The 13,877-nt window shown below is 37.3% G+C and carries 13 protein-coding genes; 1 reads left to right on the top strand and 12 read right to left on the bottom strand.

Annotation, left to right across the window (positions count from 1 at the left end):
• Nucleotides 1-10: 10 nt before the first annotated feature.
• From M4I44_RS17740 to M4I44_RS17685, 12 genes are all read right to left on the bottom strand, one after another.
• Nucleotides 11-616 carry a Crp/Fnr family transcriptional regulator gene (locus tag M4I44_RS17740; protein ID WP_249965598.1) on the bottom strand — a complete coding sequence of 202 codons (606 nt, stop codon included), beginning with the start codon at nucleotides 614-616 and terminating at the stop codon, nucleotides 11-13.
• Nucleotides 617-858: 242 nt separating this feature from the next.
• Entirely contained in the window at nucleotides 859-1,308 is a 450-nt protein-coding gene (locus tag M4I44_RS17735) for a hypothetical protein (RefSeq protein ID WP_249965596.1), read from the bottom strand.
• Between the two features lie 454 nt (nucleotides 1,309-1,762).
• A complete protein-coding gene (locus M4I44_RS17730) occupies nucleotides 1,763-3,181 on the bottom strand; it encodes a TolC family protein (protein ID WP_026109892.1) in 1,419 nt (472 codons plus the stop codon).
• 130 nt (nucleotides 3,182-3,311) lie between these two features.
• On the bottom strand, nucleotides 3,312-6,479 hold the full coding sequence (locus M4I44_RS17725) for an efflux RND transporter permease subunit (protein WP_249965594.1): 3,168 nt from the start codon (nucleotides 6,477-6,479) through the stop codon (nucleotides 3,312-3,314).
• Nucleotides 6,480-6,490: 11 nt separating this feature from the next.
• Entirely contained in the window at nucleotides 6,491-7,702 is a 1,212-nt protein-coding gene (locus tag M4I44_RS17720) for an efflux RND transporter periplasmic adaptor subunit (protein ID WP_249965593.1), read from the bottom strand.
• Nucleotides 7,703-7,997: 295 nt separating this feature from the next.
• Nucleotides 7,998-8,591, bottom strand: coding sequence for a TetR/AcrR family transcriptional regulator (locus M4I44_RS17715; RefSeq protein WP_249965592.1), 594 nt, complete (start codon nucleotides 8,589-8,591; stop codon nucleotides 7,998-8,000).
• Nucleotides 8,592-9,042: 451 nt separating this feature from the next.
• Nucleotides 9,043-9,966, bottom strand: coding sequence for a bifunctional helix-turn-helix transcriptional regulator/GNAT family N-acetyltransferase (locus tag M4I44_RS17710; RefSeq protein WP_249965591.1), 924 nt, complete (start codon nucleotides 9,964-9,966; stop codon nucleotides 9,043-9,045).
• A 190-nt stretch (nucleotides 9,967-10,156) separates the two neighbouring features.
• Complete coding sequence (locus M4I44_RS17705) at nucleotides 10,157-10,501, bottom strand: cupin domain-containing protein (protein WP_249965590.1); 345 nt, start codon at nucleotides 10,499-10,501, stop codon at nucleotides 10,157-10,159.
• Between the two features lie 51 nt (nucleotides 10,502-10,552).
• Nucleotides 10,553-10,945 carry a MauE/DoxX family redox-associated membrane protein gene (locus tag M4I44_RS17700; RefSeq protein ID WP_249965589.1) on the bottom strand — a complete coding sequence of 131 codons (393 nt, stop codon included), beginning with the start codon at nucleotides 10,943-10,945 and terminating at the stop codon, nucleotides 10,553-10,555.
• A 127-nt stretch (nucleotides 10,946-11,072) separates the two neighbouring features.
• Nucleotides 11,073-11,867: an AraC family transcriptional regulator gene (locus M4I44_RS17695; protein WP_249965588.1), complete on the bottom strand. Its 795-nt coding sequence runs from the start codon at nucleotides 11,865-11,867 to the stop codon at nucleotides 11,073-11,075.
• 300 nt (nucleotides 11,868-12,167) lie between these two features.
• Complete coding sequence (locus tag M4I44_RS17690) at nucleotides 12,168-12,665, bottom strand: SRPBCC domain-containing protein (protein ID WP_249965587.1); 498 nt, start codon at nucleotides 12,663-12,665, stop codon at nucleotides 12,168-12,170.
• Entirely contained in the window at nucleotides 12,662-12,982 is a 321-nt protein-coding gene (locus M4I44_RS17685; protein WP_089076467.1) for a helix-turn-helix transcriptional regulator, read from the bottom strand. Before M4I44_RS17685 ends, M4I44_RS17690 begins: the two co-directional genes overlap by 4 nt.
• 654 nt (nucleotides 12,983-13,636) lie before the next feature.
• Between M4I44_RS17685 and M4I44_RS17680 the strand changes: the two genes are divergently transcribed.
• Nucleotides 13,637-13,870 (top strand): hypothetical protein, encoded by a 234-nt coding sequence (locus M4I44_RS17680; protein WP_249965586.1) that lies wholly within the window; start codon nucleotides 13,637-13,639, stop codon nucleotides 13,868-13,870.
• The last annotated feature ends 7 nt before the right edge of the window (nucleotides 13,871-13,877 follow it).

The raw sequence follows: 13,877 nt of genomic DNA, 5'->3' as shown, positions 1-13,877 counted from the left end.
ATATGTTGATTTACAAATCTTTTTCGAGATTTTTTCGGATACGGCTTAGCTGGGTAGGGGTAATTCCTAAATGGGAGGCGATGTGAAGCAGCGGAATACGGTCTGCAATATCTGGATGTTTGGATAGAAGTTGTAGGTATCTCTCGGTAGCATTTTGCATGACTAAAGCAATTTCGCGTTGTTCTTTTTCGATTACCCAGTTTTTTTCCAAATAGGCAATGTAATAATTTTTGAGGTCGTTGTTCTGATCAATGAGCGCGCTGTATTTTTTGTAGTTAAGTTGAATCAAGGTAGAATCCTCGAGTGCTTCTATGGTGAAGTGAGAAGCGGTTTGCTGTAGTAAAGAAGCCTTTGAACCGGCAAAATCGCCTTCAAGAAAAATGTTTTTATTATAGAGATTACCTGCCGCATCGGTGATATAAGCCCGTAAAGCACCTTTGATTATAAAATATATTTCTTTTGCAATTTGTCCGTTCTGAAGTAAAATATCTCCTTTTTTAATAGATTGAATTTCAGCAATACCGGCAATTAAATGCCAGGAAGATTCTGAAATAGGAGCGTAGCTTTCGAATTTTATTTTTAAATTGTTGAGGTACTTATTGTGATTGATTGACATTTTGATTGAAGTTTTACTATCAAAAATAAAGAAAAATTACGGATTATAGGGTATGCTGATGACGCGGATTCGCTACCGCGAAGACACGGATTTTCGCTGATTTTTTTATTCTCCTTATTTGTCACTTTGAGGAATGAGGAACAGCCATTATAAAAAAAAACCGCTAAAAACGTAAAAGTTATTTAGCGGTTTATTTGGGAAAGTTTTTTACTGGTTTGATGTAAATCCCTTTATTTTATAATTTAATCGGCGTAATGATAAATGCTTTTTTTAATGGTATCTTTTATTTTTTCAAGTGTTACTTCAGTCACACCGCCTTCATAATTCATACTAATAAGGACTTTATCTTTGATAATTTCGTAATCAATTGAGATCAATCCGTTTTTATTTACAGGTACAGATTTACTTTCATTCGGGATTGTACTTAAAAAATAAGCAGATTCTTCAACCTCTTTATTTTGGATAATATTTTGATAGACCTGAGCAAGATCCGTACCTTTTAGGATACATTCTTTTCCGGAACCCATTTCTACTTCAACATCCTTACAATCTTCTTTTTTCTCTGCCTCTTTTTTTACAGCAGGGCTTGTTTTTACTGATTCTTTTATTGCTTTTACTTCTTTTTCTGAATTGTTTTCTTTACAGCTTGTAAATAGTAATGCTAAAATTGCAAGGCATGCTATTCTTTTCATGGGATTTAATGTGTTGATTAAGAGGATTGTTTTATTAATATTCGATGCGATATTCATTCTTTGGAGCCGTTTTTTGAGGGCTTGACAATATCAAAAGTAAGAAATATTGTGATTATAGGATACACGGATGACACGGATTCGCTATCGCGAAGAAACGGATTGACACTTTTTTTTATTCTCGCCATTTTTTATGCGTAATCTTGTCATCCTGACGAAGGAAGGATCATACAAGTAACTCCATACGGAATGTCGTTAATCTTTGTCGAAGCCCACGTGTGATTTGCTTCGCCTATTCGTTATCGCTCGAGTCTCTCTTCGGTTGAAATTACAAAAATGAGAATAAAAAAAACGTGTCAATCCGCGGATCCGCCTCATCCGCGTGCCATAAAAAAACGCCATGAAACTATAAGTCTCACAGCGTTCTCCTCTCAAAAAAATAAATAATTAACGGGTATTATTTCCAGCCACCACCTAAAGCACGATACAACTCGGTATTGGCAGATAGCTGCTCTCTTTTTATGTTGGCGAGTTCTAGTTCACTTTGTAACAAATTAGATTGCGCAGTAAGTACTTCAAGATATTCCGCCATACCATTTTTGAATAACAAATTGGCATTTTTTATGGCTTGCTGCAGCGTTTTTACACGTTGTTGCAAAAAGGATTCCTGTTGCTGCAATTTTTCTACTTTTACCAAAGCATCTGATACTTCACTAACCGCTACTAAAACCGATTGTCTGAAATTCAGAACCGCTTTTTCCCTTTCGGCAACGGCGATATGGTATTGTGTTTTTACTTTTTTATTGTTCAGCAAAGGCTGTGTCAATCCTCCTGCAAGAGTTCCGAACAAAGAGGCCGGAATGTTGAACCAATTGCTGGCTTCGAAGGAGTTTACACCACCCTGAGCAGTTATTCTGAGTGCCGGATACAAATTGGCTTTTGTAATTCCTACGCTGGCATTTGCGGCTTTAAGAGCAAGTTCGGCGCTTTTTACATCCGGTCTGCGGCTTACTAACGAAGACGGGATCCCGATGGCGGTATTGTTTTTAACTTCTAAAGCGCTCAAACGAATACTTCTCTGTTTGGAATCCGGAAAAGATCCTGTCAGAACACTCAAAGCATTTTCCTGAATCGCAATGTTTTGTTCCAATAACGGAATCAATTGCGCGGCGTTTAATTTTTGTGCTTCCGATTGTTGAATCGCCAATGAAGTGACCTGACCGGCATCGTATTTTAATTTGATAATAGTGGTGGTACTATCATTTAATTTTAGATTTTGTCGGGCAATATCCAACTGTGCGTCCAGCATTAAAAGATTGTAGTAGCCTTTAGAAACATTGGCAACGATGGTAGTCTGCAATGCTTTTTTAACTTCTTCAGACTGCAGATAACCCGCAAAAGCTTCTTTTTTCTGGTTCTTTATTTTTCCCCAAATATCGGCTTCCCATGAAAGTGTCGCTCCGGCTGTGAAGTCATTAATATGATTCTGACCCAATGCCTGACCTAAATTCTTTCCGGTAAAACTATTGTCTGACGGATTGCTGGTGCTTGCGGCTACCGATAAATTGACCTCAGGAACATTTCCCCATTTGGACTGTGTGAATCTGTAATGCGCAATCTCGATGTTTTTAGTAGCAATTTGCAGGTCGTTGTTTCGGGCAACCGCGCTGTCTATTAACTGAATAACATCTTTTTCGGTAAAGAAGTTTTTCCACTCCGTATCGCCAATACTTGTCGTATCTTTTGAAACCGATGCACTCCTGAAATTTTCAGGAAATGCATCTTTTGGAGTTTCAATATCCTTCGAAACCTTACAGGATATTACTGTGGTGATCAAAATAGCGATCATCACAATTTTGGTTATATGATTTTTCATTTTAGGTGTTGTCATTAAATTTCTGTACAAGTATCTTTTCTGCTTTCAAGATCTCTTGAAATTTTATAAGAGATGTATCCGATGCCAATGATAATGGCTACGAGTATGGTTGTGATATAGTTTTCCATTTTTATTTTTCTTCGTTATGAATTACGGCTACCGGTTTTCCGGAAACCTTTTCTTGTAAATATTGGAAGATGATGAATAAAACCGGGATGATAAACAATCCTAGAATTACCCCTGAAATCATACCTCCTGCGGCACCAATACTAATCGAATGGTTACCTTGTGCTGATGGTCCTTTGGCACTCATCATTGGAATTAATCCGACAACAAAAGCAAGTGATGTCATGATAATTGGTCGTAAACGCAGTTTTGCCGCGTCGATTGAAGCCAGAATTAATGCCTGACCGGATTTTCTTTTCTGAACCGCAAACTCCACAATCAGAATGGCATTTTTAGCGAGCAGTCCGATTAACATTACCAGAGCAACCTGTACATAAATGTTGTTTTGAATTCCGGTGAAACCAATAGCCACAAATACTCCAAAAATACCTGCAGGGATAGAAAAGATTACCGCCAAAGGCAAAATGTAACTTTCATACTGTGCAGCAAGTAAGAAATAGATGAATATCAAACACAGTAAGAATATCGTTGCGGATTGCCCTCCTGAAGAAATCTCTTCACGGGTTTGTCCCGAAAATTCAAAACTATAACCTGCAGGTAAATGTTGTGCAGCAACTTCTTCTATGGCTTTAATGGCATCCCCCGAACTAAATCCAGGTTTCGGAATGGCATTTATCGAAATCGAATTAAACAAATTATATCTGGAGGCCGTTTCAGAACCATAAATACGGCTTAGTTTCACCAAAGTATTTATTGGAACCATTTCTCCGGTTTTGTTTTTTACAAAAACACGGTCAATAGAAGATGGATCAGCTCTGTCGGCAATATCTGCCTGAACAACCACTCTGTAATATTTACCAAATCGGTTAAAGTCAGAAGCCTGTGCGCTACCAAAATAAGTCTGCATCGTTTGTAAAATGTCTTTTACATTTACCCCCAGCTGATTGGCTTTTTCGTCATTAATATCCAGTTGCAACTGCGGATAATCGGCTTTAAAACTTGTAAAGGCCATTGCGATCTCGGGACGTTTCATCAATTCTCCAATAAAGCTTTGAGAAACACCGCTAAACTTATCCAGTTTACCTCCGGTTTTATCCTGTAGCACTAAATCTAAAGCTTCAACGTTACTAAATCCGGGAACAGTTGGGAAACTAAAGACGAAGAAACTTCCACCGCTAATAGTTCCTAATTTCCCTTGTACATCGGCCATTATTTCGTCGATTCCTTTTATTTTTCCACGCTCTTCATCCGGTTTAAGCAAGACAAAAATAACGGCTGCTGATGGACTCGTAGAATTCGTTAATAAATTGAATCCTGAGATCGCTGTTACAAATCGTGATGATTCGTCGGCTCTTAGTAAATTTTCTGCCTGAGTCATTACTTTTTGTGTTCCGTCAAGAGAAGTTCCCGAAGGAGTATTTACTGCAATCGCAATAAATCCCTGATCTTCTGTTGGAATAAATCCTGTTGGAGTCGTTTTTACTAACAGAATGGTTGCTGCTGTAATTAAGGCCAGACCTCCTAAGCTTAACCATTTGCGGCGAATTAAAAATTTAATTCCGCCCACGTAGCGATTCGTCAAAGATTCGAAGCTGCTGTTGAATGCTGTAAAGAATTTTTCTTTAAATCCTTTTTTAACATAAACGTCATTTTCGTTTCCTTGTGCACCGTGATTGTCTTTCAGGAACAATGCAGCAAGCGCCGGGCTTAAAGTCAACGCATTTACAGCCGAAATTACAATTGCAATCGCCATCGTAAAAGCAAACTGACGATAGAAAACTCCCGTAGAGCCTTCCATAAAACCAACCGGCAGGAATACAGCAGCCATTACCAACGTAATCGAGATAATAGCACCCGTTATTTCGTGCATTGCTTCATGTGTGGCTACTTTTGGAGACAAATGTTTGTGCTCCATTTTGGCATGCACAGCTTCGACGACTACAATCGCATCATCTACCACAATACCAATCGCCAGAATTAAAGCGAAAAGTGTTAGAAGATTAATCGAAAATCCGAATAACTGCATGAAGAAGAACGTTCCTAAAATTGCTACAGGTACAGCAATAGCCGGGATTAATGTTGATCTAAAATCTTGCAGGAATATAAATACTACGATGAATACTAATATAAATGCTTCGATTAAAGTATGTTCTACCTGTTCTATCGATTGATCCAGCGATACTTTGGTACTATAGAAAATATTTTGTTTGATCCCTTTTGGAAAATCTTTTGATGCTTTTTCCATTAGTTTGTTAATCGCGATCTGAATGTCATTGGAGTTAGAACCTGCCAATTGAATAATACCGATTACAACTCCTTTTTTACCATTCAAACGCGTTAAACTGTTGTACGAATAAGCACCAAGTTCAACTCGGGCAACGTCTTTTAAGCGAAGAACCGAACCATCTGCATTAGAGCGAATAGCAATATTTTCATATTCTTCCGGTTTGGTTAGTTTTCCTTTGTATTTGATTACGTATTCGAAAACTTCTGTACTTCTTTCTCCAAATTTACCCGGAGCAGCTTCCAAACTTTTGTCCTGAATAGCACTCATGATTTCGTTTGGCGTCACTTTGTAAGTTGACATTTGTGTCGGATTCAGCCAAACACGCATCGAGTAATCTTTTACACCTCCAAAAATACTGGCCGATCCTACTCCCGGAATACGTTTGATTTCAGGAATAATATTGATTTGGGCATAATTGGCCACAAATGTCTGATCGTATTTCGATTCATCCTCGGTGTACATGCCGATGGCCATAATGAAACTGTTTTGTTGTTTCGCAGTGATCACCCCTTGCTGTACCACTTCGGCAGGCAATTGACTGGTCGCCTGAGCCACCCTGTTTTGTACGTTTACGGCTGCCTGATCGGCATCGGTACCTAATTTAAAGAAAACAGTAATGGCTAACGATCCGTCGTTACTGGCGGTAGAACTCATGTAAGTCATGTTTTCCACCCCGTTGATAGATTCTTCTAAAGAGGGCGCTACCGAACGTAAAACCGTTTCGGCATTAGCTCCCGGATAAACCGCCGTTACCAAAACCGATGGCGGTGCAATATCAGGAAACTGTTGTAAAGGTAATTTCGTAAGTCCAAGTACCCCCAGAATCACCAATAAAATGGAGATTACGGTTGCCAGTACAGGTCTTTGTATAAATATTTTGAACATTTGCGTGTAAATTATTTTTTAGTGATTACTTGGGCAACTTTAGTAGCCGGTTTTTCAGGTTGAATGACCTGACCTTCCTGAAGTTTATCGATACCGCTTAATACAATCTGATCACCTGATTTGATACCATCTTTAATCAAATAGTTTGTACCGCTTTTACCAATAACCGTGATCGGCATTTTGTTGACCTTATTTTCTTTATTAACGGTGAAAACAAAAACTTTGTCCTGCATTTCAACAGTAGCCGATTGTGGTACCAGAAGAGCATCGTCATGGTGAAGTCCTAATCGAATTTTCCCGGTGTTTCCTGAACGTAAAGTCCCGCCAGCATTAGGAAAAGTAGCTCTTAGCGTAATAGCCCCCGTTGTTTTATCAAACTGACCGTCTACCATATCGATTTTTCCGGTTTGAGGATACGCATTATTATCGGCTAAAATCAAAGTTACAGGAGGCAACTTTTTGATTTTATCGCCTAGGCTGCTGCCGGCATATTGAGCTTTAAAGTTGATGAAATCGGTTTCTCCCAATGAGAAATAAGCAAAAACTTCATGCACATCAGATAAGTTGGTTAAAGGTTCAACATCCGTTGCCGAAACTAAACTTCCTTGTTTTTTAGGTAATCTTCCAATGTAGCCGCTTACAGGAGCTGTAACATTAGTATATCCAAGATTAATTCTGGCCGATCCTACCATTGCTTTGGCCTGTTCGATATTGGCAGCAGCAATTTTTTGAGAAGCTTTAGCCGTTTTTAACTGATAATCCGAAACTACTTTGTTTTGAACTAATGGAGTTAATTTATCTACTTCTAACTGGGCGTTGATTAAAGCCGCTTCAGCAGCGTGCAAATTGGCTAGCGCATTGTTTAATTGTTCACGGAATGGACGTTCGTTTATTTTGAATAAAGTCTGACCTTTATTGACATAAGCACCTTCATCTACAAAAACTCTTTCCAGGTTTCCGCTTACCTGAGGACGAATTTCAACATCAACAGTACCTTGTATAGAGGCAGGATATTCGGCATCGGTAGTAGTGTTTTCACTTGTAATGGCGGCAACAGGTAATAATGGTGCAGCAGGAGCTGCCGGGGCTTGCGATTTATCTGCACAACTGCTTAGTACGAGTGCCAGAATAAAACTGGTTATGATAACATTTTTCATTTTATTATTGGTTTTAAATTGTTGAACATTCTTTTGGATTAATTGATGTGGTATTCTGGCATTCATATTTAATTATATTAAATTATCTAACGTTGTTAAGCTTTTAAGCCTGAATTTCTATATAATGAGCCTCCCAGTCCTATTCACAAACTAGTATTAAATTATTTATCACTGTTAAGTAAAATAAGAAAAAAAGGTTTCTAAATTACTCTATTAAATTATTTATCACTGTTAAGTAAAATGAGAAAAAAGGCTTCTAAATTACTCTATTAAATTATTTATCACTGTTAAGTAACAAGGCAAAGGTATTTTTTAATCGGCTATTAAATCATTTATCACTGTTAAGTAAAAATGAAATTTTTTATTGGATTGATTTTATGATACCACCAATCGCATCTTTTAGGATTTGAGCGTTAATGGTTTCCAGGATGTCACTTTTGTTAATGATATTAATGGCGATCAGACCATGAATAACAGAAAAGAAAGTAAAATATTTTTGTTTGATAATATCTTCACTTGGATTACTGTCCTTCATAACTTCAGCAATTACCGAGGTAAACAATTTGTAAGGTGCTTCCTGAGCCGAACATCGTTGTGCACAGCAGGTCATTTGAACACCAAACATTAATTGGTACATTTCAGTATTACTAAAAGCGAAATCCCAGTAGGCCATCCACATGGCTTCTAACTGATCTTCGGGTTCTTCAAACTTATCTTTTGCAGTTTGCAACTCTTTGGCCAGTTTCAAAAAACCTTTGCCGGTTAGTTCTTCAAGTATCGCTTCTTTATTCGAAAAGTATTCGTAGATAATTGGAGCAGTATACTCAATTCTGTCGGCAATTTTACGCATACTCAAACCATTCCAGCCTTCTTCTTTTACGATATCATAAGCAGCCCCAAGAATGTTATTTCTGGTCTCTTCTTTTTGTCTTAAAATTCGATCTTTACTAGCCATTTTATTTGAGTATTAAATTGTTTAACACCGTTAGGCAAATGTAGGACGGTTTTTCTGATTATGAAATAATTTTATCATAATATTTTCTTATCGTATCATAGGTAATCAATAAAAACTTCGTGAAGCCTTTATTTTATTGGATATTTTGAAGTGTAGTTTTTTTTTAGAAGCAGAACATTTTGGCACTTTTAAAACCATTTGTCCTGCTTTTCGCTAAATCTTTTTCTGTTCTCGTTAAAGAAACGAGAACAGAAAAAGGATACCGCTGCAATCAGGGCTAGACTAGGGGGATTGTTTTTTATAAGAGGAACTGAATTTAGATAATTATTAAAGTTGATAAACTAATCTAGGCAAAAGTGTGATTATCATGTTAGCCGTTACTATTTACTTCTATTGCTTACCTCATGAGTTATCCTTTTTTATTGGTATTTCACACAATTCATCTCACATCTCACTTTTTCACATAATCCATTTCGACATGCTCGATTCCTGCATCCAGGAAAAAATTATCGGTTTGTTTAAATCCGTTTTTGATGTAAAAACGACTTGCATTGACTTGTGCGTACAAATAGATCTTCTGCTCGTCTTTTAAATCCGCTAAGATTTTTTGCAGGATTGCTTCTCCAATTCGCTGTCCACGATAGGAATTCAAAACGGCAATTCTTTCAATCTTAAAACCCTTTTCCATTTGACGGTAGCGTGCCGCTCCGGCCGGTAAACCGTTAACAGTAGCGAGATAATGAATTGCTTCTTCATCGTCCATAGATTCGCGTTCCTGCGATACATTTTGTTCTTCAACAAATACTTGACGACGAATAGCAAAAGCAATTTCTATTAATTTGCTGTCGTCAATCTTCTCAACTTTTACAGTATTTCCTGTTGATTTTTGAGCAGATTCGCTCTTCATTTCTTTAATTGTGGTCATTCGGTCAAAAAGATTTTTAGTTTTTAAATTCTGGGTTACTTCGTGTATGGCTTTAAATAAATTGTTTTCAGTATCAGTAAGTTCAATCAACGCTTCGGTCATGATTTGCCATAAAGGCTGCAATTGATCGATCATCTCGTTGGCTTTGTCAGTGAGCGTAATCAGGCGTTTCCTTTCATCTTTGGCGTCTTTCGTTGAACCAATCAGTTCTTTTTTCTCCAATTCTTTCAGTAACGAAATAGTAGTAGGGTGAGAGTAGCCAATTTCCTGTGAGAGTTCGACAACACTAATGGCTTTTTTCTGCGAAAGCACATACACCACCGGAAACCATTTAGGTTCAAAATCGATGTTCTGACTTTTGTAGAATAACTGCGCTTCTTTCCTCAGGTTCTCATTCAAACGCTGCAAAAGATTCCCCAATACCAATGACTTTGATTGCTCTAATACCATAAAAAATAATTTTAGTTCAAATTTACGTAGTTAACTACATATATTCAAAAGGCTAAAGTAAATTTTAAGATTTATTTATCTTTTTTGACTTTTGTTATTGGCTAAAAGAAATTTGCAGGACCGAATTAAAATCTGATCCTGCAACAAGGTTTTTTAAGTAAGATGTGAAAATGTGAGATGTGAGATCTGTTTATTTAAGTATTACAACTTCCTCCGGAACTTTAAACAGTAACACACAACCGGTTTTAGAAAATACAGAGTGACTGCTTCCCGGTGGCATGTACAGATAATCGCCTGTTTTTAATTCGTCTTTTCCCGAGCGGACTTCGCCTTCAAGCACATAAATTTCTTCTCCGGCAGGATGAACATGATTAGGGTAGGAGGCACCCGCTTCAAATTTGAGTAAAAAAACAGTGGGTCTGTTTGTAGTGGGGTCAAAGTATAAGGACTTGGCAAAGATGCCATCCGTTTTTACGCCTTCTTCCATTAGAACTTTCCAGTCTTTTTCGCTGCTTCTTGTGATTTGTTTTTCCATTTTAGTAATTTTTTAGTTTGTTTTATTTTTCGAAAAGATTTCATCTAAACTTCAGTGGTATTTTTCTACAGTTGACAAAAGAAAAGCTGCCATAGAAAAGGTAAATACAGAATAATCTAAAGGTTCTTTTACTCCGAAAGAATAAGTCATGGCAAGTGCGAAGCCAAAAGTTAATATGGCAGCGCCAACAGCCACAAATTTCGTTTGATAGCCTATGAGCAGGAGTAGAGCCAATAGTGTTTCCAAAATTGTCGATGCAATAGCAATAGTTGGAATCCAGTTTTTAGGAACAAAAGAATTTACTTGTTCGGTATAGGTTAGAAAGTTTTCCCAACCCGAAGATTGCGTTCCCCACAATCCTAACCGACTTGAAACGGCGGATAAAAAACCTGCTGCTAAGGCAACACGCAAAAGCAAAACGGCATATTTCTGATTTTTTTTCATCTTTTTGATTGCTTAATTATTACAATACAAAGATGCGGAAGGCAGTGTTGCTAAAGAATAGAGAATCCTCGAAAAAGCATGTAATCAATTGAAAAAGCAGACGTTAAAAACGATGAATTGGGTGAAATTACGAATGTGCAGTATTTTCTTTATAGGCTTTTGGGGAAGTGTTGGTGTGTTTTTTGAAGAAATTAGAGAAGTAAAAAGGATCATTAAACCCTAAAGCATAAGCGACTTCTTTTACCGATAGTTTCTCATAAGTAAAAAGGCGTTTGGCTTCGGAAATGATCAATCCGAAAATTACATTTTGAGCCGTTTTATTGGTATGCAGTTTCGAAAGTTCGTTTAGTTTCGATTCTGTTGTACCTATCAGAACAGCGATTTCGTTTACAGAAAGGTTTTTGTCGAAGTTTTGTAAAATCGCTTCCAGAAAGTGAAGAAACAGCGCATCGGGTTTGTAGATTTCATCCCCGCGATTAATTTTAGTTCGGTTGATTTCAATCAATATCAATTCAATTCGGCTGTGAATAGAGGTGAGGTATTGATAAGGCATTTGTAGTAATTCTTTGCCTATCGTTTCTAATTCCTGAATAACAAACGGGCTATTGTCCACCACAATCATTTCATTCATGGCGAAGTGGCAAAACAGTCCGTTATGGAAAATCAATTCCATATCCGTATCGTCTTTACAGAAAAAATTATAGGTAAATTCTAAAACAAATCCCGTGGCATTCCCGATGTTTTTAAAATAATGAATCTGACCGGAAGTAATGGTAACAACAGCATTTTGGGTTAATGTAAATTCGTTTTCATCTACAGAAATAACAGTCGAACCCGAAGTACAATACACAAGTACATATTTTAAAACGCGTCTGGGTTGTTCTAAATCTGTCGCCTGATCGAATGTTTTTATCGAAACCATATTGAGGATAGTGTTTAATCAAAAGTAAGATTTATTTCATGAAGTTGATCAAAGAAGGCTTGCAGATTTGTTCTGTTATTACATTTTGGGGTACTGTGAGTGAATTTCTGTTCTGTGTAGTTGGAACGCACAAAGCACACGGATGGTACTGATTCGCTCTGCGAAAACGCGGATCAACACAGATTTTTTTATATTATTAGGTAGAAGTTAATTAATGTTTTAAAAATATTACTACCGTAAAAATCCGCGTTGATCCGCGTTTTCGTGAAACGAACCCGCGCAATCAGCGTTTCTTTATTATTATTCTGATAAAGTTTTTAGTAATTGTTCCAGGTTGTCGATGCTCATTTTGAAACCTTGTTCGAAGCCCATTTCAATCATTTTTTCCAGACGTTCCAGTGATTCATTTACAATGGTGATGCTCACCTTGGTAATGCCGTTTTGTTCACTAAAGCTATGATCCCAGTTGGAGCCCGGCAGTTCGCGGTTTTCATTTTGGTCTGCAAAAGTATTGAACATCTTAAAATTCGTCTTTGGCGTAATCGAAGTGTATTCCTGAACCGCCCAGCGTTCGAATCCTTCGGGACTTACCATGGCGTAGAATCTGCGTCCGCCAACTTCAAATGTCATGTGTTTGGTTTTAGACGACCAGGGTTTTGGAGCTACCCATTGATCGAGAAGTTCCGGTTTTGTAAAAGCATCCCAAACCAGTGGAAGTTCTGCATTAAATTCTCGGTTTATGATTACCGTTTTGGTGGCTTTGTCTACGGTAAAATCAAATTGCAAATCGTTTTTCATTTGTTCTGTTTTTTAAGCGTTACTAATAGTTCGTCAAGCTGATTGAATTTGGTTTCCCAAATGGCTCTGAATTGCTCTAACCATTGATCAATCTCTTTCATTTTTTCAATTTCAAGTGAATAATAAATTTCCCGGCCTTGTTGTTCCTGTTTAAGCAAATCACATTCTACCAGTATGCGAAGGTGCTTCGATACCGATTGTCGGGAGGCGTTGAAGTTCTCCGCAATGGCATTTGGTGTCATTGCCTGTACAGCGATCAGCGTTAGAATTGACCTTCTTGTCGGGTCGGCTATGGCTTGGAAAATGTCGCGTCTCATACTATTCTGATTTTAATTAAGAAACCAATTGGTTGCAAATATACGTGCAACTATTCGGTTTCGCAATTTTCTAGTGAATTATTTTTGAGAAATTTTAAAGAAATGGTTCTTTAAGTGGCAGAATCGTAGTGTTTTAGGTGTTTGTTTTAATGTTTCAAGTTTCAAGTTTCAGGTTTCAGGTTTCAAGTTTCCGAAATGACAACATTGCGAAAAAATTCCGTAGGAATGAAATATTTCTAGATTCATAAAACGTGCCGTACCAAAAGCTCCGGCGGAGCGACATTTGCTAAATAAGATTTCACCCCGCAGTTTTTTTTTGAAATGGGGTGATTTTTTTTTATAAATATTTCGCCCCGTTGGGACTTCATGAGAAATAGATGTAATTTTTTTCAGGACCTGACAAATGACAAAAATGCGATAAATGCTTACCGAAATATAGATTTCTTATATTTGATAAAAGAATGTAATTTATTGAAAGAAAAATCTTTCTTTTTTAGATGATTTTTCTTATATTTGAAGTTCTTAAATCTTCACAATTAAGATAAAATAAAATTTGCCCTTGTGCTATGTAGTAAAGTTTCGAAAGAGCTTTGACGCCGTGAAGAAGCGTAAGACTACTAAGGCATGAGGGTTTTTTCTTAAATTCTTCAAATTATGAAAACAAACACCTTTTCCAAAGAAGCCGAAACAAGGCTTATTGATTTTTTTAATCACACCATCGATCCCACCGAAATGGCAAAAGCCATAAGACAAGCCAATCACATACTAGCTTTAGGAGTCATCAGAGAACACGAAACTCTTGAAAAAGAAAGAGCTAGTCTAGAAAATAGCTTTTATTGGCTGAATGAACTGGCGGAGATTTTGAATCCTTATTTGTGTGAGGAGTAGAATTTAT

Origin of the sequence: Flavobacterium sp. B183 (assembly GCF_023539155.1) — a bacterium.
In the GTDB taxonomy this organism is placed as follows: domain Bacteria; phylum Bacteroidota; class Bacteroidia; order Flavobacteriales; family Flavobacteriaceae; genus Flavobacterium; species Flavobacterium tructae.
Note: the sequence above shows the minus strand (reverse complement) of the source record. Positions and strands in the feature narration are given on the sequence as shown.

Excerpts from the sequence above, each read along its gene's own strand:
- M4I44_RS17705 (WP_249965590.1), bottom strand. The coding sequence starts at position 10,501 with ATGGAAAAACAAATCACAAGAAGCAGCGAAAAAGACTGGAAAGTTCTA.
- M4I44_RS17725 (WP_249965594.1), bottom strand. The coding sequence starts at position 6,479 with ATGTTCAAAATATTTATACAAAGACCTGTACTGGCAACCGTAATCTCC.
- M4I44_RS17700 (WP_249965589.1), bottom strand. The coding sequence starts at position 10,945 with ATGAAAAAAAATCAGAAATATGCCGTTTTGCTTTTGCGTGTTGCCTTA.
- M4I44_RS17695 (WP_249965588.1), bottom strand. The coding sequence starts at position 11,867 with ATGGTTTCGATAAAAACATTCGATCAGGCGACAGATTTAGAACAACCC.
- M4I44_RS17710 (WP_249965591.1), bottom strand. The coding sequence starts at position 9,966 with ATGGTATTAGAGCAATCAAAGTCATTGGTATTGGGGAATCTTTTGCAG.
- M4I44_RS17720 (WP_249965593.1), bottom strand. The coding sequence starts at position 7,702 with ATGAATGCCAGAATACCACATCAATTAATCCAAAAGAATGTTCAACAA.
- M4I44_RS17690 (WP_249965587.1), bottom strand. The coding sequence starts at position 12,665 with ATGAAAAACGATTTGCAATTTGATTTTACCGTAGACAAAGCCACCAAA.
- M4I44_RS17735 (WP_249965596.1), bottom strand. The coding sequence starts at position 1,308 with ATGAAAAGAATAGCATGCCTTGCAATTTTAGCATTACTATTTACAAGC.
- M4I44_RS17715 (WP_249965592.1), bottom strand. The coding sequence starts at position 8,591 with ATGGCTAGTAAAGATCGAATTTTAAGACAAAAAGAAGAGACCAGAAAT.
- M4I44_RS17680 (WP_249965586.1), top strand. The coding sequence starts at position 13,637 with ATGAAAACAAACACCTTTTCCAAAGAAGCCGAAACAAGGCTTATTGAT.
- M4I44_RS17730 (WP_026109892.1), bottom strand. The coding sequence starts at position 3,181 with ATGAAAAATCATATAACCAAAATTGTGATGATCGCTATTTTGATCACC.
- M4I44_RS17740 (WP_249965598.1), bottom strand. The coding sequence starts at position 616 with ATGTCAATCAATCACAATAAGTACCTCAACAATTTAAAAATAAAATTC.
- M4I44_RS17685 (WP_089076467.1), bottom strand. The coding sequence starts at position 12,982 with ATGAGACGCGACATTTTCCAAGCCATAGCCGACCCGACAAGAAGGTCA.